Genomic DNA, 20010 nt, shown 5'->3' on the forward strand with positions numbered 1-20010 from the left:
GGTCAGGCTTCGCGCTGGAAACGGTGCGTGCCCCCTGCCCGCTGCAACGGTGGCTGCCCCGGCAGGCAGAATGTGGTTGGCAGACCGTCCGGCAGCTGCCATTCATGCCAGCAGGCCCCATCAGCCATCACGCCCCAGGTTGCCACCACCGGGCCATGCACCGTGTGCTGCACCGCGCGGCCACTGCCCAGACGGGCGTCCATCAAGGGCCGGCACAACACCGCCGCAAAGCCCGGGCTGGCGGCTTCCACGCCAGCCACACGGCGGTACAGGAAGCCCGTCACGGCACCCAGTGCGTAGTGGTTGAACGAGTTCATCGCCACGTCACCGGTATCGCCATTCCAGCGCTCCCAGATGGTGGTGGCGCCGCGCACCACCATGTATCCCCAGCTCGGGAATTCGGTGCGCAGCAAGAGCTCAACGGCCAGGTCGGCATGGCCATGCGCTGCCAGCACGTCGAGGCTGTAGGGCGTGCCCAGAAAACCGGTGGTCAACAGGGTGCCGCGTGCGCGGATGGCAGCGGCCAGGTGTGAAGCCGCCGCAGCGCGCAAGTCGTCAGGCAGCAGATCAAACGCCAGCGCCAGGATGTAGCCGGTGTGGCTGTGGTTGCCCACCTGCCCTTCGGCCTGCACGAAGCGCGCATTGAACGCCGCCCGCACGCGCTGCTGCCAGACGGTGAAATGCGCCGCGCGCTCGGCGCGCCCGCTGACCCGCGCCAGCTCGGCCATCATGCCCAGCATGCGGGCCCAGCAGGCCGTGGCGGTCAGCAGCTTCGGCGTGGTTTCGTCCATCAAGGTCTTGGCGTCAAGCGACAGCCAATCGCCAAAGTCCACCTCGCGCCGTTGCTGCCACAGGCCATCGGGGTTGACCTCGGCGATCCAGTGCATCCACCGCTCCATCGAGGCCCAATGCTCGTCCAGCACGGTGGTGTCGGCGTAGTGGCGCCACAAGGTGTGCGGCAGCACCACGCCAGCGTCACTCCAGCCATGTGCGCCGTAGGCGGGCAAGGCGGGCGGGTTGGTGTCGGCATAGGCGCCGTCGGCGCGCTGGCTGGCCCGCAAATCACCGAGGAACCGGCGGGTAAAACCCCGCACATCCATGTTGCAGGCCGCCGTGGGCCAGAACACCTGCGCATCGCCCGTCCAGCCCAGGCGCTCGTCGCGCTGCGGGCAATCGGTGGGCACGCCGACGAAGTTGCTGCGCTGGCTCCAGAAGGTGTTGTGCCACAGGCCCTGCAGCACGGGGTGGCTGCTTTCAAACTCGCCCGTCACGGCCAGGTCGCTGTGCACCACCACGCCGTCGATGTCGCTGGCTTTCAACTCGCCCGGCCAGCCACTGACCTGCACATAGCGGAAGCCGTGGTACGTGAAGCGCGGCGCCCAGGTCTCGCCAGCAGCATCGCCTCGCAAGGTGTAGCGGTCGGTGCAGCGGGCGGCGCGCAGGTTGCGCATGTCGATCTGGCCGTCATCACCGAGGATTTCGGCGAAGCGCAGCGTCACCGTTCGGCCGGCCTCACCCCGCACCCGGATACGGCACCAACCGGCGAAGTTCTGGCCGAAGTCGAGCACATGCTCGCCGTTGGGCAGTTGGGTGATCTGGCGTGGCGCCAAGCTCAGCGTCTCGCGGATTGGCTCACTGCCCTGAAGATGCAGGGCGCAGGGCGGCACCGGTGCCGCCCAGACAGGCAGCCAATCTCGGTCATCGAAACCCGGGCTGGCCCAGCCGGCCTGCTCCAGCCGCGCGTCATGACTTTCACCGTGGTAAATCTCGGCAAAACGCACCGGGGCGGTGGCGCTGCGCCAGGCGGTGTCGGTGCCCCACACCTGCGTGCTGCCGTCGGCCAGCAGCACCTCCAGACGTGCCCACAAACGGCGCGGCGCTGAGCCAAACGGATAGCGGCCACGGCCAATCGCCTCGCTGGCGTAGAAGCCGTCCCCCACCATCACGCCCAGCGCGTTGGGGCCGGCGTGCAGCAGCGCGGTCACGTCATGGCTTTGCACCAGCAAGCGCACACGGAAGTCACTGTTTTCCGGTGTCAGCAAAGCATCACTGATCCGCTGGCCGTTCAGCAGCGCCTCGTAGCCGCCCAGGGCGGTGATGTGCAGACGCGCCTGCTGCACGGGGCCGGGCAGCGTGAATTCGCGGCGCATCAAGCGCGCGGGCTGAGCGGGCGCCGGGTGCCAGTCGATCGCCTCGACAGGCGCTCGCGCCGGCGCCCAGGCGGGCGCCAGCAGCACCGCATCGGCTGCGTGCCAGCCTTCTTCGGCGCCCTGGCATGTCAACCAGTCAGCCGGCTGCGGCGCCAGAAACACCGCGTCGCCTTGTTCACCCGAGGCCCGCAGCAAAGCCCCGACACCGCCTTGTCGCGGCTCCGCGATGAAGGGGTGGAAGGTGCGCACGGCCACGGCCAGGCGGTGCTCGCCAGCGGCCAGGTCGCCCAGCGCAATGTCTTGCAACTCGCGGCCCGCCATCGGGTCGGTGGAGGCATGCAGCAACACGCCGTCGAGCCACACGCCGGGCAAGCCCTTCTGGGCCGCCACGCTGAGGCGAGCGTCGGTCAATGGCTGGGCGAGCGTGAAGCGCCACACAAAGGCCCGTGGCGCCTTCTCGCCCGGGGTTTCGCCCCAGGCCCACCACCAGCCGGCTTCACGCTCGGCACGGCCGGCCTCGTCTTCAGCGGCCAGCCAGATCAGGCCATCGGCCAGGGCATCAAATTCGGTATCCATGGTCATGCAGTCACGCGTCAAAACGCCCAGGGAGAAAAATCCTCCCCGACCCGGCAGACGCCGGGGTCGGGGTGGAAACCAGGCAGCACCGGAAGACACATCCGGCGCCCGGGGCCTTCACTCATTGGCGGGCCAGCCAAGCCAGGTAGGCGCTCATCCAGCCGTCGCTGGTATTGCCGCGCGGCGCCATGGCGCCGAAGCCGTGGCCCCCACGCTCATACAGGTGCAACTCGACACGCTGGCCGGCCTGCCGCCAGTTCTGGACCATGTCAAAACTGTTGGGCGGGAACAGCGCATCGTCCGCTGCCTGGGCCAGGAACAGCGGCGGCACCGGCTGGCGTGGCTGGGTGGCATAGAAGCCGCCGTAGATCAACGCCAGCGTGGCCGGCATTTCATCAGCGCTGGCTTGCGACACCAGCGCCCGGCCGGTGCGCGCACCCGCTGAAAAACCGATGTAGCCGATGCGCTGCACATCAATGCCCTGCTCGACCGCATGCGCCTTGAGCCAGACCATGGCAGCCTTGGCATCGGCCACGGCCGGTGCGTAGGGCTGCAGATCATCGGTCGCCTTCGGGGCACCGGGCGCAAAGCGCTTGGCGATCTCCTGGTTGATGACGGCAGCGAAGTCATCATCCGGTACCGGCGTGGGGTTGACGCGGTACACCAGCACGAATGCGGTGGTGCCTTCGGCCGCGAGCTTCTGCGCGACCGGCATGCCCTCGTTCTCGATGGCGACGAACTGGTAGCCGCCACCCGGCACCACCAGCACCGCCCGGCCGTTGGCCTGCCCGGCGGCAGGCCGCACCACGAACAGCTGCGGCCGAACCACGTTGCGCACGACACGCTCGCGGCCCAGACCGGTCCACTGGAAGGCCGGGGCGTTGTTGTTTGCAGCGCCACCCAGCTCGATCGGCGCTGGCAACACCATCGGAGCCGCCGGCACGGTGCGAAACACGAAGCCGCCCGGCGCTGCGGGCGCATTGCCCTCGGCTGCAGACGCAGTCATGGGCAGGCACAGTGCAGCCAGCGACAGTGCACTCAGCGTGAGTGCGCGGCGAGCAGCGCGGCGCTTCATGCCGCCACCGCCTCTGGCTGGCTCACCGGCAGCTTGTGGAAAGCGCCGTCCTTCATGATGGCGGCCAGCTTGTGCTTGTCCTGCATCACGGCAACGTCGAGCGTCGGGTCGCCGTCCACCAGCAACAGGTCGGCCAGGAAGCCTTCGCGCAGCAGGCCCAGCTCATCACCCAGGCCCATGATCTGTCCGCCCAGCATCGTCGCGGCACTCAGGGCCTCGGCCGGCGTGTAGCCGAAGTGGCGCACGAACAGCTCCAGGTCCCAGGCATTGCGGCCATTGGGGTTGAACGGGAAACCGTAGTCGCCGCCGGGCAGCAGGCGAATGCCACGTCGGCGCAGCTCGGGCACCAGCACCTTCTGACGGGCCAGCACCACTTCGGCGTCCTGCTTCATGTGCGTCATGTCGAAGTGCGGCGGGGGTGCAGCGTCCAGCGTCGCCTGGATGATGCCGATGCTCGGCGCAACAAACAACTCGTCCTTGTGCGCTTCCAGCAAGTCCAGCGCTTCTTCGTCGGCGTAGGTGCAGTGGTACAGCACGCGGAAGCCCGCCTTCACGCCCAGTTTCACGGCCTCGGCCGCATGGGCATGGCCGGTCAGCCACAGGTCGTTCTCACGCGCAGCTTCGCCCGCGGCCATCAGCTCTTCCGGCGTGTAAAGCAGTTCCATCGATGCCCCCGGCTTGAGCGCGCTCTCGCCCGAGATCAGGAACTTCACCGACTTCGCACCGATGTCCTTGCAGCCCTTGACGAAGGCCGCCACGTTGACCGGACCGGCGCCGTGCTCGTCGGCCTTGCCCGGGTCCAGCAGCGTGCCGTCGCTCGGCGGTTCACGCTCGACGGACGACGGAATCAGGCGCGGGCCGGGCAAGCCGCCGCTCTCGATCTGGTCGCGCAGGCTGATCTCCAGCGTCTTGCTCAGGGCGCCGGCCGAATAGCAGCTGGTGAAGCCATGGTCGAGCAGGATGCGCGCATTGCGTGCAGCCGTCAGCGCGAGTTGCTCGGGCGGCAGGTACATGCCGGGCACGAACTTCTCGACGCTGGTGGGCCAGGTCAGGTGGGCATGGGCTTCGGTCAGGCCGGGCATCAGCACCCCGCCACGGCCGTCGACCAGCCGGGCGTTGGTGCGCGGCACGCGTTGGCCGTCGCGGGCGATGGCGGTGATGCGGTTGCCGTCCACCCGCAGCTCACCCGCGAAGGGCGCGCTGCCGGTGCCGTCAAACAAACGCACGTTGGTGAACACCACGCCCGGCGGTGCGGCGGGCGGCACGTACTGGTGGTCTTGCGGCAGGTCAACCGAATTACCGGGCTGCGGCTGTGGCTGCACCGCATTCACCAGCGCATTGGCCCGTGCGATGGTGCCCAGGTGGTACGCGCTGGGCTTGGGCAGGCGCTGCTGCGTGCTGCGATCCACGGCGATCAGGCCGAAGCGCATGCCGAAACCGAACACCCACTCGAAGTTGTCGAAGGCCGTCCAGTAGGTGTAGCCGGTGATGGGCACGCCGTCGGCGATGGCCGCGTGCAGGCCGGCCAGCGCGCGATCGATGAAGACCACACGACGCTCGTCGTTGTCACCGCAATAGCCGTTCTCCGTGATGATGATGGGCAGCTTCAGCTCAGCCGCCACGCGGCGCGCCACCGAGGCAATCGCCTCGGGCGCAAACTCATAACCGGCGCCGGTGGTTTCCGTGCCGGCAGGCGTGGCCACCTGGCCTTGCGGGCCGTAGATTTCACGGGTGTAGTTCTGCAGGGCAAAGAAGTCATCACCGTCGATGGCGGGCAGCCACTGGCGGAAGTTGCCGTGCCACATGCGGGCGGCGTTCTGCTCACCGCCGGGCACCATGTGCGGCTGCGACAGTGCCAGCGACAGGCCCACCTTCACGCCCGGCGCCACCTTGCGAATGACCGCCCGTGCGGCCATGTGCGCCGCCGAGATCGTGGCCACACCGCGCGCATCACCGGCCATCTGGAAACCGCAGTACGTGATGGGATCGGTGCCGCAGGCCTTGGCCGCGCTCTCGCGCCAGGCCGGTGCGCGCCAGGCCTTCACGTCCACCCCGATCGGCGGCACAAACCCCAGCTGCGAAAACATCGACTGCAGCAGCACGCCGATGTTGCATTCGTTCAGCGTGACCACGCGTTGCACCGCCGAGCCCAGGGCCGGCATCACCTGCGCCACATAGCGGGCAAACAGCTCGGGCGTGCGCTCACCGCGCCAGCCGCCGAGTGGCATCAGCCACTTCGGCGACGTGAAGTGGTGCAGCGTCACCAGCGGCTCCAGGCCGTGCTCCACGCAGGCGTCCACCGCGGCGCGGTAATGGGTCAGGGCCTCGGCGCTGAACACGCCTTCGCTGGGCTCCACACGTGCCCACTCCACCGAGAAGCGGTAGTGCTTGAAGCCGAGGGAGGCGATCAGCGCGATGTCGTCACGGAAGCGCCGGTAGTGGTCGATGGCGATGCCGCTCTTGTCGACGTAAGGCGAGCCTTCGGCCATTTCTTCGGCCCAGGTGTCGCAGTTGTCGTTGAAGCCCTCAACCTGGTGGGCAGCCGTGGCCACGCCCCAGCGAAAGTCCGTAGGAAATTGTGAAGTCATGATGGTGTCGATTCGATAAGCCCCGCCTTGGGGGCAAAAAAGAGATCAAGCCGCCTGAGCGGTGCGCCGCTGGGTCAGCTCGGCGTTCATCTGTTGCAGCTGGGCACGGCCCAGCGGATAGCCCCATGCCATGACGGCGGCCACGCCCAAGGCCATCAGGGCCGGAATCACGCTCATCAAGGCCACGATGCCCTGCTGCGCCATCGGCGCCTGCGCAGCCACGCCGGCCTGGTAAGCGGTGAAGCTCAGCACGCCACCAACGATGGCGCTGCACAGGCCCGAGCCCACCTTGGAGGCGAAGTTGATGGTGGCAACCAAGGTGCCCACCACCCGCTGGCCCTCGCGGCGCTCGATGTCGTCGGCGATGTCGCCACTCATCGAATAGCTGATGGGCGCACTGATGCCCAGGCACAGGTTGCTGAGCAAGGCCAGCGCAAACACCAGCGGCAGGCGATCAGCGCCGCCGAACAGCATGGCGCTGAGCATCACCGCGCCGCTCAGCATCGCGCCCACATAAACGCGCTTCTTGCACAGACGGCGGGTGAGCTGGTCACTGACGATCACACCCAGCACCAGGCCGATGCCGCCCAGCCCCATGAAGGGCCCGATCAGCTGTGGCTGGCCCATCACCACGGCGAAGTAATACACGCCGCTCGACAAGGGCAGGCCGATCAACACGCCCAGCACACACTGCGCCAACACACCCGTGCGCCAGGCGCGGCTGGCCAGCAGGGAACGCAGATCGGCTTTGAGTGCCGCCCGCGGCCCGGACATGGGCGGCACGCGCTCACGCACAAAGGCAAAGCACAGCCAGGTGAACAACAGGCCCAGCCCGGCGAACAGCATGGCCGCAAGCTGGAAACCCTGCGCTGGCACACCGTCCGACAGCACGTCCTTCAAGATCGGGAAGCCCGCGCTGCAGCCGATGACAAAGACGAACTGCACGAGGCTGTTGACGCCCGCCAGACGCAGACGCTCGTCCGGGTCTGGCGCGATCATCGGCATCATCGACTGGAACGGGATCTGGATCAGGCTGTAGGCACACCACAGCGCCACATAGGCCAGCACGTAATACACCGTGCGTGCCGCACCCTCCAGCGGCGGCACGCTGAAGCTCAGCACCAGCGCCAGGGCGAGCACCGGCGCGAACCACAGCAGGTAAGGCCGGGCCTGGCCAAAGCGGCTGCGGGTGGCGTCTACCCGGCGCCCCACCCAGATGTCCCACACGGCATCAACCACCCGCACCAGCAGCAGCAAGGTACCGATGAACGCCGCCGACAGCCCGGCCACGTCGGTGTAGAAATACATCGCCATGCCACCGGTGGCGGTCACGGCCGTGGGCATGAAGTTGCCCAGGCCGTAGGCCACTTTTTCGTGCAAAGGCAGTCGCAGCTTGCTCATGAAAACTCTCAGGTGAGGCCGGCGGCCACGGAGGCTCGCCGGCCGGTCAGATCGCCCCGCTGCCGTGGCAGCGGTGGTCTTGCGGCAGCACTCAGAACTTCACATCCGCCGTGATGCCCACACTGCGGAACGAGTTGCCGCCCAGCGAGTAGGCGTAACCCGAGCCTGCGCCCTTGCCCGGCAGCGGGTAGAGGATGGCGTTGGGCACGCGCTCGTCACCGGCGTTGCGAACGAACAGGCCGACGCCCCACTTGTCGTCCGGGCTGCGCACACCGGTGCGCAGGCCAACGATGGTGTGCGACTGGTAGCTGCACTCCGGTGCCAGCGTGTTGCACAGGCGCACGGCCGTCTTGTAGGTCACATCAGCACCCAGGCTCCATTCGTAGTCGCCGAAGGTGCCGGTGGTGTATTCCACGCCCAGCGTGACCTTGCCCTTGGGCGAATACAGCAGGCGCTGGCCGCCCACATCCTGGCCGTCGAACTGGAAGCCGGTGGGGTACTCGGTGCCGAGAATCACCGCGCTGCTGGCATTCACCGTCAAGCCGGCCATCGGGCGGGCCCGCAGATCCAGCTCCAGGCCATAGCTCAGCACCTTGGGCACATTCAGCGGAATGCAGTTCAGGGCGCCGATGGCCGTCAGGGTGCAGTTCTGCTCCTGGAAGTCCTTGATGGTGGTGCGGAACAAGGCCACGTCCACATCCAGACGGCGGTTCAGCAGGCTGGTCTTCAAGCCCAGCTCGAAGCTGGTCGGCTGCTCGGCCTTGACGATGTCGCCGGTGGTGGTGCCACTGGCGGTGAGCAGGCCCATCGGCGTGTCGTTGTCGATCTGCGGTGCCTTGTAGCCGCGGCTCAAGGTGGCGTAGACATTGGTGTCCTTGTCGAGCACGGCTTGCAGGCCGACCTTGCCCGACAGGTTGCTCTTGGTGATCGACGCCGAGCCGGTCTTGATCGTGGCCGGCAGGGTAAACGGTGCAAACGCCACCACGCTGGACTGGGTCTGCGTGTCTTCCACCTTGTCACGGGTGTAGCGCAGGCCCGCCAAGGCGCTGAACTGCTCATTGAGCTTGAAGCTGGCCTGACCAAACAGGGCGGCCGAGCGGCTGTCAGTCACTGTGTCGGCGGTGTTGGTGATCGAGCGCGGCACCGGCGGCGAGGGCACGTATGGCGGCGGCAGGATGGTGGTGATGATGTGCTTGTCGGAGTGGTAATCCGACAGGAACAGGCCGGCCACCCAGTCGACTTCCTGCTTGCCCGGGCTGGACAGACGCAGCTCCTGGCTGAACTGGCGGATGTCCTTGGTGGAGTCGCTGGTGCGCACCTTGTCCCAGCCTTGCGACATGTCGATGGCTGCCGAATCAGGGCCGGTGCTGCGTTCACGCGCGGCGGTGATCGAGGTCAGCGTCAAGCCGTTGGCCAGGGTCTTGTCGATCTGGGCCGACAGGCCGCTGACACGGGCCGTGTTCAACTCCAGCGCGTCGGAACAAACCGTGTTGTTGCGCAGGCTGACGGTGACACCGCAGGCGGCGAACTCGGCCTTCGGCGCATGGTTGCCGGCGGTGTTGCTGTCATAGGCAATCGCGGGCGCGAAGAAAGTGGCGCCGGTGGCCTTGCTGCGGTCGTGCTCGGCGATCAGGTTGATGGCCAGGTCGGCATCGGGCTTGAGCAGGTAGCGCAAGCGCACGCCGTTGCCGGTGGTGGCACTGTCGGTGTTGTTGAAGACGTTGAAGTACACGCCGGTCTGGCGGTCAGAGTGGGCCGTGACGCGCAGGGCGGAATCATCGGTCAGCGGCACATTCAGGCCGCCGCGCACCACGGTGTTGCCCAGCTTCGAGCCCAGCACATCCGCACCCGACAGCTCGACATTCGCGAAGCCACCGAAGCGCCCCAGCACCGGCGCCTTGCTCACCAGGTTCAGCACACCGGCCGACGCGCTCTTGCCGAACAAGGTGCCCTGCGGGCCGCGCAGCACTTCCACGCGCTCCATGTCGAACAGCGCACCGCCGGCCGTGTTGCCCAGCGGCACGCCGTCGACCACCACGCCGACCGAGCTTTCAGCCGAGGTGGTGAACACCGCCGTGCCGATGCCGCGAATGGAAGCGCTGCCACCGGCGCCGCCGGTTTTCTGATCGCCGAACTCCAGGCTGGCGGCCGACTTGGCCAGATCACCCAGGTCGCGGATGCCCTGCTTTTCAAGCTGCTCGGCATTGACCACGCTCAGCGCCACCGGCACGTCCTTCAGACGCTGGCTGCGCTTCTGCGCCGTGACCACCACGGACTGCACCTCACCGCTGTCGGCCTTGGGCTGATCAGGGGCGGTTTGTGCGCCGACGGGCAGCGCCAGAACGATCAGGCCACCGGCGGCCATCAGGTGAACCAGGGGGCTCAGGGACTTGTGCAGGGTCTTCTGCGGGTTGGTCTGCGCATGCATGTGCGTTGTCTCCGTGGTGGACGTCGGTGGCACCGTGCTGGTGGCCGCGCCTGTGTTGTGGTTCGTGGTTACAGTACCGCCATTGGTAGAAATTGGAAGCGGTTCCTGGAAGCGCTTCCATTATGTGAACCACCACCCCACTGCGCATCAAGGCAAACCCTGACGCATCGAGGCTTCGACATGCCCTCCAAAGCTGCACCTCCGGTTGACAATGCACCGGTGAAATCCCCCGCAACGCCGCCGAAAAAGATCACCATCTACGACGTGGCGCGTGCCGCTGGCGTGGGCACCACCACCGTGTCGCGGGTGCTGAACAACGACCCCGCGGTGAAGCCGCAGACGCGCGACTCGGTGCTGGCCACCATCACCGCGTTGGGCTACCGGCCGAACATCGCGGCGCGCAGCACGGGTGGCGGCAAGTCTCGGTGGATCGCGCTGCTCTACCAGAACCCGGTCATCCATTACATCCACCCGATCCAGCAAGGCGCGATCGACCGTTGCCGTGATGCTGACCACATGCTCTCGGTGCACTCGTGCCAGAACACCGGTCAGGCGCTGATCGACGAGGTGCTCGACATCGTCGACCAGCTGCAACCCAGCGGCGTGGTGCTGACACTGCCATTGAGCATTTCTCCCAAGCTCATCCAGGCCCTGCGGGAACGTCAGGTGTCACTCGTGCGGGTGGCCCCGGCCGGCCTGAACGACCCGGCCGCCCGGGTGTATTTCGACGAGCGCAGCGCAGGTGCCGCCATGACCCGCGCATTGATCGCGCAGGGCCACCGCCGCATCGGCTTTCTGGCCGGTCTGCCCGAAGGCCATCCGCAGCCGGACGAGCGTCGCCAGGGCTTCGCTGACGCCATGCTGGAGGCCGGTCTGAAAGTGCCCGCAGCGCACATGAGTTGCGGCTCGTTCCACTTCGACGAAGCCCTGGCCCCGCTGCGCACGATGCTGAGCCGCAAGCAGCCGCCCACCGCCATCTTCTGCGCGAATGACGATATGGCCGCAGCCGCGTTGCAGGTAGCGGCCGAGCTGAACCTGGCCGTACCGCGTGATCTCTCGGTGGTCGGTTTCGATGACTCCTACATCGCCCGCATCGTGACGCCACGGCTCACCACCATCCGCCAGCCACTGCACGAGATGGGCTGGGAGGCCGTGGACATGATCCTGCGCGGCCAGGCCACCCCCGACATGGGCTACCAGCGGGTGCTGCCGTACCAGCTGGTGGAAGGACGCAGCACGGCCGGCCTGCCCGCCGAAGGATGAGGCCACGGCGCGACGCTGCGCAGCGTGGCGTTGCGCCCCATAAGCCAAAGTGATGGGGCCCCCAAGCGCGGGGCCATTGAGTGCGCCGCAGGTGCTGCCTACAGTGCGGCCACCGCTCGGCCAGGCGCCGGGCAACCTGCCCTTCCACTTGCACAGCGCTGCTGCCACCACCATGTCCACTGCCACCCCGTTCCCCGTGTGGGACGACGCCCGCGCCGCCTCGCTCGACGCGCCCAATGCCCTGCTCTATCGCTCGAACCTGCTGGGCTCGGACCTGCGCATCACCAACTACGGCGGCGGCAACACCTCGGCGAAGATCTGGCAAACCGACCCGCTCACGGGCGAGCAAGTGGAGGTGCTGTGGGTCAAGGGCTCGGGTGGTGATGTGGGCTCGATGAAGCTCGACGGCTTCTCCACGCTGTACATGGACAAGCTGCGCGCACTCAAGGGCCTTTACCGCGGCCTGGCGCATGAAGACGAGATGGTGGCCTACCTGCCCCACTGCACCTTCAACCTCAACAGCCGCGCGGCGTCCATCGACACGCCGCTGCACTCCAGCCTGCCGTATGCGCATGTCGACCACATGCACCCGGACGCCGTGATCGCGATGGCCGCGATGGCCAACTCGCAAGCCATCACCGAGCAGGTGTTTGAAGGCACCGTGGGCTGGATGCCCTGGCTGCGTCCGGGCTACGAGCTGGGTCAGCAACTGGCGGCCTACAACGAGGCTCACCCGGGCCTGCGCGGCATCGTGCTGGGCGGCCATGGCCTGTTCAGCTGGGGCGACACCGCCAAGAGCTGCTACGAGAACACCGTGAGCCTGATCGAGCGGGCCCAGCAGTGGCTGGAAACCGAGCGCACCGCGCGCCAGGTGCAGGTGTTTGGCGGCGCCGCCGTGAGCACCCTGGCCGATGCTGACCGTGACGCCACCCTGGCCCGCGTGCTGCCGGTGCTGCGTGGCCTGTCGGCCGAGGGCGCGCCGAAGCTGCTGCATGTGAACACCTCGCCCGAGGTGCTGGCCTTCGTCAACTCGAACGACCTGCTGCCGCTGGCCGCCCTCGGCACCTCTTGCCCCGACCACTTCCTGCGCACAAAGATCCGCCCGCTGATCGTGCCCGAGGCGGTCTACCAACTCGATGGCGACGCCCTGAAGGCGGCCCTGAACGAGCTGGTGGCCGGCTACCGTGCTGATTACGCTGCCTACTACGAGCGCTGCAAGCGCCCGACCAGCCCGGCGCTGCGTGATCCGAACCCCGTGGTCATCCTGCTGCCGCGCATCGGCATGGTCACCATCGCGAAGGACAAGGCCACGGCGCGCATCGCCGGCGAGTTCTATGTCAACGCCATCAACGTGATGCGCGAGGCCAATGCGGTGGACGAGTATGTTGGCCTGCCCGAACAGGAAGCCTTTGACATCGAGTACTGGTTGCTGGAAGAAGCCAAGCTGCAGCGCATGCCACGCCCCAAGCCCATGGTGGGCAAGGTGGCCGTGGTGACGGGTGGCGCTGGCGGCATCGGCCAGGCGATTGCGCGTCGCATCCTGGCCGACGGTGGCTGCGTGGTGCTGGCCGACATCGACCAGGAAGCACTCGATAGCGTGAGCGCCGAGCTGGCCCGAGCCCACGGCCGTGACCATGTGCGCGGCGTGCGCTGCGACGTGACCGACGAAGCCAGCGTGATCGCCGCATTCGGCCGCGCTGCCATCGAGTTCGGCGGCGTCGACATCCTGGTGAGCAACGCCGGCATCGCCTCGGCCGCGCCGATCGAGGAGACGACGCTGGCCCTGTGGATGCGCAACCAGAGCATCCTGGCCACCGGCTACTTCCTGGTTGGCCGCGAGGCCTTCAAGCAGATGAAGGCCCAGGGCACCGGCGGCGCCATCGTGATGATCGCCAGCAAGAACGGCATGGTGGCCAGCAACCAGGCCACCGCCTACTGCGCGGCCAAGGCTGCCGAGATCCAGCTCAGCCGCAGCTTCGCGCTGGAAGGCGCACCGCTGGGCATCCGCTCGAACGTGGTGAACCCCGACGCGGTGATCCGCGGCTCGAAGATCTGGACTGGCAAGTGGAGCGAGGAGCGCGCCGCCGCCAACAAGATTGGCGAGAACGACCTCGAGGCCTTCTACCGCGACCGCAGCCTGCTCAAGCGCAGCGTGCTGCCCGAAGACATTGCCGAGGCCACCTACTTCTTCGCCGCCGAACACCTCAGCGCCAAGAGCACCGGCAACATCCTGAACGTGGATGCCGGCAACCTCGCAGCCTTTACCCGGTGAACGCCATGACCTTGCCCATTGACGCCACCCTGATCGCCGCGCGCAACGACGCCGAACAACGCGCCGTGCGCAGCGACTACGCCCACCTGGGCGAACAGCTGGAGCGCCGCGGCATCCAGATCGACCAGGTGCGCGAGCAGGTTGCTCGCTTCGGCGTGGCCATCCCCAGCTGGGGCGTGGGCACGGGCGGCACCCGTTTCGCGCGCTTTCCCGGCCAGGGCGAGCCGCGCCATGTGTTCGACAAGCTGCAGGACTGCGGCGTGATCCAGCAACTGGCGCGCGCCACGCCCACCGTCTCGCTGCACATCCCTTGGGACAAGTGCAGCGACTGGGGTGAGCTGCGCGAGGCCGCCGGCTTCCATGGCCTGGGCTTCGACGCCATCAACTCCAACACCTTCAGCGACCAGCCAGGCCAGGCGCACAGCTACAAGTTCGGCAGCCTCAGCCACACCGACGCGGCCACCCGCGCCCAGGCGGTAGAGCACAACCTCGAGTGCATCGAGATCGGCCAGCAGATCGGCAGCAAGGCGCTGACGGTGTGGGTGGGTGACGGCAGCAACTTCCCCGGCCAGCAGCACTTCCGACGCGCGTTCGACCGCTACCTCGAAAGTGCCCGGCAGATCTACGCTGCCCTGCCCGGCGACTGGCGCATGATGCTGGAACACAAGATCTGCGAGCCGGCCTTCTACAGCACCGTCATCCAGGACTGGGGCTCCAGCTTGATGGCAGCGCAACTGCTGGGCCCGAAGGCGCAATGCCTGGTCGACCTCGGCCACCATGCCCCCAATGTGAATATCGAGCTGATCTTGGCCCGCCTGCTGTCAGCCGACAAGCTGGCCGGCTTCCACTTCAACGACAGCAAGTACGGCGACGACGACCTTGACGCCGGCAGCGTCAGCCCCTACCGCCTGTTCCTGGTGTTCAACGAGCTGGTGGCCGCGGCCAAGGAAGGCCTGGCGTTCGACCCCGCCTACATGCTGGACCAGAGCCACAACGTGACCGACCCCATCGAGAGCCTGATGACCAGCGCCATCCAGGTGCAGCGCAGCTACGCCCAAGCCCTGCTGGTTGACCGCGCTGCTCTGGACGCCGCACAGGAAGCCAACGACGCGCTGACGGCCACCCACCTGCTCAAGCAGGCCTTCCAGACCGACGTCACGCCGCTGCTGCAGCGCGTGCGACTGGACGGCGGTGGCGCCATCGACCCGGTGGCCACCTACCGGGCCAGCGGCTACCGCAACCGCGTGGCGCAAACCCGCCCGGCCGCGGCTGGAGGCGGCGGTGGCATCGTCTGAGGCACCGGCACTGCACCTCGGCGGCCACCCTCTGACGGGCATCGTTGACATCGGCAAGACGCACACGCGGCTGATGCTGATCGACTCGGTGGGCGAGTTGGTGCATAAGCGCAACACCGACAGCCGGGCCGTGCCCGGCGCGCTGGGCTATGACGCGCTGGACGTGGCCACCACCGAGGCCTGGTTGTGCGAACAATTGGCCGGCCTGGGCCCGCTGGCCCGGCATCTGCGCCACCTCACCGTGAGCGCGCACGGCGCCGCCGTGGCGGCCCTGCGCGGCGGCGAGCTGGCCCTGCCTGTGGCCGACTATGAGTGGGCGGGCTTCGATGACCGCCCGGCCACGCTGGCCGCGCAGCTCGACCCCTTCGAGGCCACTGGCAGCCCGCTGCTGCCACGCGGGCTGAACATGGGCGTGCAGCTGGACTGGCTGAGCCGCCATGCGGCGGACGAGCTGGCCGCCGCCGATACCCTGCTGCCCTACGGCCAGTACTGGACGCATTGGCTGAGTGGCGTGGCAGGCAGCGAGCTGAGCGCGCTCGGCTGCCACACGCTGCTGTGGCGCCCGCGCGAAAAGACATTCTCTGACTGGGCCCGCCACCGGGGCTGGGCGCAGAAGTTCGCGCCGCTGAAACCGGCCTGGGCCACGCTGGGCCCGTTGCGGGTCGAGCTGGCTACGCGCCTTGGCGTGCCGCGCAGCGTGATGGTGCACACCGGCGTGCACGACAGCAATGCCTGCCTGGCGCGCTACCTGCACCACTGGCCACGGCTGACGCTGGTGTCCACCGGCACCTGGGTGGTGGTGATGGCCCCTGGCGCGGCCCAGCGCCCGCTCGACGCCACGCAGGACCAACTGGCCAACGTCTCGGTGCGGGGCGAATTCGTGCCCACCGCTCGTTTCATGGGCGGGCGTGAGCTGGCCGTGGTGTGCGCTGGTGCTGACCCTGCGGCCGCCAGCCTCGACCGCCTGCCAGCCCTGCTGGCACGTGGCCTGCGGGTGCTGCCCGCCTTCAGCGATCAGGGTGGGCCTTTCAGCGGCCAGTCCGGCTGCCTGGCGATCGACGGCCGCACACTGGACAATGCCGGCTGGCTCGCCACCCTGCCTGTGGAGGCTGACCGCGCCACCGCTGCCGCCTGGTACGCCGCGCAGATGTGCGCCTGGCTGATCGAACACCTGGGCGCCACCGGCCCCGTGGTGGTGGAAGGCCCCTACGCCCACAACCCGGTCATCCTGGCCGCATTGCAAACCCTGCTCGGGCGCGAGGTGCTGCACAGCCTCGATGAGGTCGAAGGCACGGCGCGTGGCAGCTGGCGGCTGTGCCACTGGACCGACCCGGTCAGCGATGCACCGCGCACTGCGCCCATCAGCCAACCAGCGTGGAATGCTTCGCTGCTGCAGGCCGCCCACCGCCACTGGTTGGCGCAGCTGCCGGGCCAAGACTGACGGTCAGCCCAGCACGCAGGCCGCCAGCGCCGCCCCTTCCGCCAGCACAAACTCGCGCAGCGCCTGCTGCACGCTGCTGAGTGGTCGGTCGCGACGGTACAGCAGGCACCAGTCCAGCCACTTGGGCATGCCGGCCACGTCCAGCACAAGAATCAGCCCGTGGCTGATTTCGGTCTGGCACACATGGGCCGACATGAAGCTGATGCCCATGCCCGCCATCACGGCCTGCCGAATGGTCTCCGGCCCTTGCAGCTCGATGGCGGTTTGCACCTGCAGGCCCTGCACCATCATCAGCTGCTCAAGGAACTGGCGCGTTGATGAGCCGGGCTCACGGAACAAGAACGGCTCGTGCCGCAAGTCGGCCCACTGCAGGCCGCGCTGGTCGGCCAGCGGATGGCCGGCCGCCGCCACCAGTACATGCGGGTGTCTGGCAAAGGCCTCCGCCTCCACCTCGGCGTGCGCCGGCGGATAGCCGCCAATGACCAGATCCACCTTGTGTTCTGCCAGCTGTGCCAGCAGGGTGTCGCGCTGGGCGATGCTGAGCTTCACGCGCACCTGCGGATAACGCTCGCGGAAGGCCGTGAGCAGCGCCGGTGCGAAGTACTGGGCCGGCGACACCACGCCCAGGTGGATCTGCCCCTTGAACTGCCCTTCGAGCGAACTCATCGCATCGGCGGCCACCTCGACCTGCGCGAGGATGGCACGGGCATGGCGCAGCAATTCGCGGCCGGCGTCCGTCAGCTGGATGGGGCGCGCATGGGTATCAAACAGGCGCAGGCCGGCCTCTTCCTCCAGCTGCCGTATCTGCTGCGACACGGCAGGCTGGCTCATCGCCATCAGCTCAGCCGCCCGCGAGAAGCTGCTGGTAGATGCCGCCGCTTCAAAGACGCGCAGGCTGCGCAGCGTCAGCTCGCGCATGCGCCGTGAATGAAGCGGGCCAGCAGGCTGCTGACCGACGTGTCGTCAGTGCCCACGCTGTGGCCGCCTGAAAAATGGTTGTGCTCGGGCAGGCAGTGCAGTTGCGGCGCAAAGCCGTGGCGGCTGACCAAGCTGCCAAACAATTCACCAGCCTGCACCTGCATCTGCAGCAGATCGCGCTGGGCGAAGGTGATGAGCATCGGCAGTGGGGCGGCATCGATGTGTTCGACGATGCTCGCGGCATCCCAGGCTGCGGGGTCTGGCCCGAAATAGGCTTCGTTGCGGGGGTCTGGCGTGGCGGTGCCGAACTGCGCGCGCGAGAGGCCCTCCAGCCGGGCGTTGTAGGGCCCGGACATCAACACCGCGCCGGCCACATGCCAGCCGGCCGGCTGAAAACGCCGCAGCAACGTGGCCGCAGCCACATGCGCCGCGCCGGCCGATTCGCCGGCCAGCACACACCGCCGGGCATCGGCCTGGAAGTTCGCAGCCTGGGCCTGCAACCATTGCCAGACCAGCACCACATCCTGCGGGCCACTGGGCCAGACGCTGGCGGGTGCCAGGCGGTAATTGGGCACCACGGTGAGCACGCCCTGCCGGGCGAAATGCCAACCCATGTTGGCCCGTGCGCGCTTGTCGCCCCGGATGAAACCACCGCCGTGAAACATCACCAGCACCGGCCACGGCCGACCGTCGGCTGCGGGCTGCGTGGGCTGGTAGACGTCCAGCACCTGACGCTCGTCGGGGCCGTAAGGCAAGTCGATGTGCAGTTGCACGCCGTCGCGGGGCTGCCGGGCCAGCAGCGGCTCATAAAAGGCCTGGACCTGCGGCAGGTTGAAGCCACTGCCCATGGCGCGCAAGGCGTCTGCATGGGGAAGAGGCACGGAAGGCGATTCAGGCAGCTGGTGCATGGGTGTGATTGTGAGGGGCTGGGCTCAGGCCAGAGCAGCCTCGGCCTGCACGGCGAGGGCATGCACGGGCCAGGCATGGAGCCGCTCGGCATGGGCTTGCAGGTTCGGAAACTGTGTGCCGGGCAAGCCACTCAGCGTGGCCCGGCCGAACGCCCATCCCAAAGCGGCGTCTGCGATGTTGGCTTGCTCACCGCCCAGCCAGGGCGCGCCAGCCAGCGCCTGCTCAGCCACCAACAACTGCTGCGTCAGCTCCGCCAGCGCAGCGGCCTGGACACCCGCATGCGTGTGTTCATCTGCGTGTATGCGTCGGGGCATGCGCAGCCGGTAAATGAGGGGATGCAGGCCCGCATTGGCAAACGCCAGCCAGCTGACCGCTTGAGCACGTGCCCAGGCTTGAGGCGCAGGCGGCAGCAAGCCCGCACCGGGGTGGCCGGCCTCCAGCCAGCTGATGATGGCCAGTGTTTCCGTGAGCAGCCCGTGCGGGGTCTGCAGCACGGGCACCTTGCCCTTCGGGTTCAGCGCCAGAAAGTCAGCCTGACGCTGCTGGCCGTGGGCGAGGGCCACCGGCACCAACTGGAAGGGCACGCCGCACATCAACAAGGCGGTGATGCTGATGCGTGAGCAGGCCCCCGGCGCGGCCCACAACCGCAACGTGGGCTCGGTGGGCGCCGTCGCGGCAGGCATCGTCATTCCGGCAACACTCCGATCTCGCGGGTGATGTCGGCCCAACGGCGGTGCTCGGACTTCAGCCAGGCATCCACCTGGGCCAGCGTCATGCCACCGGCCGCGATCGGCCCGATGCCGGCGATGCGCTCGACGATGTCGCGATCGGCCAGGGCCACATTCAGGTCGCGGTTCACCCGCTGCAACACGGCCTCCGGCGTGCCTGCGGGTGCCACCAGGGTGAACCAGCCCGCCATGTCAAAGCCCGGCACGGTGTCGGCCACGGTCGGGGTGCTCTCGAAACCCGGCACGCGCTGCGCCGTGGTCACGGCCAGCAAGCGCAGGCGGCCCTGGCGCACCAGCGCGGCGGTTGAGGCCAGGTCCGCCACCAGCAGGTCGACATGGCCGCCGAGCGTGTCTTGCGTGGCCACGCCCACCGACGCGTACGACGCCATGTTCAGGTCCAGCTTCAGGCGGGCGGCCAGCAGCCGGCAAACCATGCCGCCAAAGGTGCGTGGGCCTTCGGTGGCCACCTTCACATCGCCTGGCTTGGCCCGGGCCCGCTGCACCAGATCAGCCAGCGTCCGCAGGGGCGAGTTCGCGTCCACCAGCACCGCGAACGGACTGCGTGCCACGAAGGCCACGGGGACGAAGTCTTTCTGGGGGTCATACGGCAGTTGCTTGAACAGGAAGGCGTTGGTGACCAGCGCGGCCGTGGTCGCGAAGTAGAAGTTGTGGCCGTCGGGAGCCGAGCGGGCCGCCGCCTGCGCGCCGATGGTGTTCTGGCCACCCGGCTTGTTGTCCACCAGCACGGCCTGCCCCCAAGACTTGGTGAGTCGATCGGTCAGCAAGCGGGCCACGTTGTCGGGGCCTGAGCCCGCGGGCTGCGACAGCACCCACCGAACTGGTTTCTCGGGCCAGGTCTGGGCCTTGGCGGCCGTGTTCAAGGTCAGGCCTACTGGCAGCGTGCTGGCAGCCAGCGCGAAGGAAAAATGACGTCGTTGCATGCGTTGTCTCCGGTATCGGCGCAAG

13 protein-coding genes are annotated in these 20010 nt (G+C 67.9%); 4 read left to right on the forward strand and 9 right to left on the reverse strand.

Features of this window, described 5'->3' with window-relative positions; translation table 11 throughout:
* Positions 1-2: 2 nt before the first annotated feature.
* The 5 genes from AACH00_RS08260 to AACH00_RS08280 form a co-directional block, all read right to left on the reverse strand.
* Positions 3-2726 (reverse strand): alpha-L-rhamnosidase, encoded by a 2724-nt coding sequence (locus AACH00_RS08260; RefSeq protein ID WP_341398620.1) that lies wholly within the window; start codon positions 2724-2726, stop codon positions 3-5.
* Between the two features lie 121 nt (positions 2727-2847).
* On the reverse strand, positions 2848-3801 hold the full coding sequence (locus AACH00_RS08265) for an alpha/beta hydrolase (RefSeq protein WP_341398621.1): 954 nt from the start codon (positions 3799-3801) through the stop codon (positions 2848-2850).
* Complete coding sequence (locus AACH00_RS08270) at positions 3798-6389, reverse strand: family 1 glycosylhydrolase (protein WP_341398622.1); 2592 nt, start codon at positions 6387-6389, stop codon at positions 3798-3800. Before AACH00_RS08270 ends, AACH00_RS08265 begins: the two co-directional genes overlap by 4 nt.
* 45 nt (positions 6390-6434) lie before the next feature.
* On the reverse strand, positions 6435-7790 hold the full coding sequence (locus AACH00_RS08275; RefSeq protein ID WP_341398623.1) for an MFS transporter: 1356 nt from the start codon (positions 7788-7790) through the stop codon (positions 6435-6437).
* 91 nt (positions 7791-7881) lie between these two features.
* Positions 7882-10218: a TonB-dependent receptor gene (locus AACH00_RS08280; protein ID WP_341398624.1), complete on the reverse strand. Its 2337-nt coding sequence runs from the start codon at positions 10216-10218 to the stop codon at positions 7882-7884.
* A gap of 219 nt (positions 10219-10437) precedes the next feature.
* On the opposite strand from AACH00_RS08280, the gene AACH00_RS08285 reads away from it, so the two are divergent.
* The 4 genes from AACH00_RS08285 to AACH00_RS08300 all read left to right on the forward strand — a co-directional run bounded on the left by AACH00_RS08285 (position 10438) and on the right by AACH00_RS08300 (position 16489).
* Positions 10438-11481, forward strand: a complete 1044-nt coding sequence (locus AACH00_RS08285) for a LacI family DNA-binding transcriptional regulator (RefSeq protein ID WP_341398625.1) — start codon at positions 10438-10440, stop codon at positions 11479-11481.
* Between the two features lie 172 nt (positions 11482-11653).
* Complete coding sequence (locus tag AACH00_RS08290) at positions 11654-13753, forward strand: bifunctional rhamnulose-1-phosphate aldolase/short-chain dehydrogenase (protein WP_341398626.1); 2100 nt, start codon at positions 11654-11656, stop codon at positions 13751-13753.
* Positions 13754-13758: 5 nt separating this feature from the next.
* Positions 13759-15048, forward strand: a complete 1290-nt coding sequence (gene rhaI, locus AACH00_RS08295; RefSeq protein ID WP_341398627.1) for an L-rhamnose catabolism isomerase — start codon at positions 13759-13761, stop codon at positions 15046-15048.
* The gene (locus AACH00_RS08300; RefSeq protein ID WP_341398628.1) at positions 15035-16489 is read left to right on the forward strand and encodes an L-fuculose kinase; all 1455 of its coding nucleotides are present in this window, start codon (positions 15035-15037) and stop codon (positions 16487-16489) included. Before rhaI ends, AACH00_RS08300 begins: the two co-directional genes overlap by 14 nt.
* A gap of 3 nt (positions 16490-16492) precedes the next feature.
* On the opposite strand, the gene AACH00_RS08305 is transcribed toward AACH00_RS08300, so the two are convergent.
* Genes AACH00_RS08305 through AACH00_RS08320 form a run of 4 tightly spaced genes read right to left on the reverse strand, consistent with a single transcriptional unit; the run spans position 16493 to position 19985 of the window.
* A complete protein-coding gene (locus AACH00_RS08305) occupies positions 16493-17407 on the reverse strand; it encodes a LysR family transcriptional regulator (protein ID WP_341398629.1) in 915 nt (304 codons plus the stop codon).
* On the reverse strand, positions 17395-18315 hold the full coding sequence (locus AACH00_RS08310; protein WP_341398630.1) for an alpha/beta hydrolase: 921 nt from the start codon (positions 18313-18315) through the stop codon (positions 17395-17397). Before AACH00_RS08310 ends, AACH00_RS08305 begins: the two co-directional genes overlap by 13 nt.
* A gap of 24 nt (positions 18316-18339) precedes the next feature.
* Complete coding sequence (locus AACH00_RS08315) at positions 18340-19005, reverse strand: glutathione S-transferase family protein (RefSeq protein WP_341398631.1); 666 nt, start codon at positions 19003-19005, stop codon at positions 18340-18342.
* Positions 19002-19985: a Bug family tripartite tricarboxylate transporter substrate binding protein gene (locus AACH00_RS08320; RefSeq protein ID WP_341398632.1), complete on the reverse strand. Its 984-nt coding sequence runs from the start codon at positions 19983-19985 to the stop codon at positions 19002-19004. Before AACH00_RS08320 ends, AACH00_RS08315 begins: the two co-directional genes overlap by 4 nt.
* Between the last annotated feature and the right edge of the window lie 25 nt (positions 19986-20010).

This window comes from Ideonella margarita (assembly GCF_038066635.1).
Classification (GTDB): domain Bacteria; phylum Pseudomonadota; class Gammaproteobacteria; order Burkholderiales; family Burkholderiaceae_C; genus Ideonella; species Ideonella margarita.

Bases quoted from the DNA above. Each gene is read 5' to 3' on its own strand.
- AACH00_RS08260 (WP_341398620.1), bottom strand. From the start codon at position 2,726: ATGGATACCGAATTTGATGCCCTGGCCGATGGCCTGATCTGGCTGGCC.
- AACH00_RS08265 (WP_341398621.1), bottom strand. From the start codon at position 3,801: ATGAAGCGCCGCGCTGCTCGCCGCGCACTCACGCTGAGTGCACTGTCG.
- AACH00_RS08270 (WP_341398622.1), bottom strand. From the start codon at position 6,389: ATGACTTCACAATTTCCTACGGACTTTCGCTGGGGCGTGGCCACGGCT.
- AACH00_RS08275 (WP_341398623.1), bottom strand. From the start codon at position 7,790: ATGAGCAAGCTGCGACTGCCTTTGCACGAAAAAGTGGCCTACGGCCTG.
- AACH00_RS08280 (WP_341398624.1), bottom strand. From the start codon at position 10,218: ATGCATGCGCAGACCAACCCGCAGAAGACCCTGCACAAGTCCCTGAGC.
- AACH00_RS08290 (WP_341398626.1), top strand. From the start codon at position 11,654: ATGTCCACTGCCACCCCGTTCCCCGTGTGGGACGACGCCCGCGCCGCC.
- rhaI (WP_341398627.1), top strand. From the start codon at position 13,759: ATGACCTTGCCCATTGACGCCACCCTGATCGCCGCGCGCAACGACGCC.
- AACH00_RS08305 (WP_341398629.1), bottom strand. From the start codon at position 17,407: ATGCGCGAGCTGACGCTGCGCAGCCTGCGCGTCTTTGAAGCGGCGGCA.
- AACH00_RS08310 (WP_341398630.1), bottom strand. From the start codon at position 18,315: ATGCACCAGCTGCCTGAATCGCCTTCCGTGCCTCTTCCCCATGCAGAC.
- AACH00_RS08315 (WP_341398631.1), bottom strand. From the start codon at position 19,005: ATGACGATGCCTGCCGCGACGGCGCCCACCGAGCCCACGTTGCGGTTG.
- AACH00_RS08320 (WP_341398632.1), bottom strand. From the start codon at position 19,985: ATGCAACGACGTCATTTTTCCTTCGCGCTGGCTGCCAGCACGCTGCCA.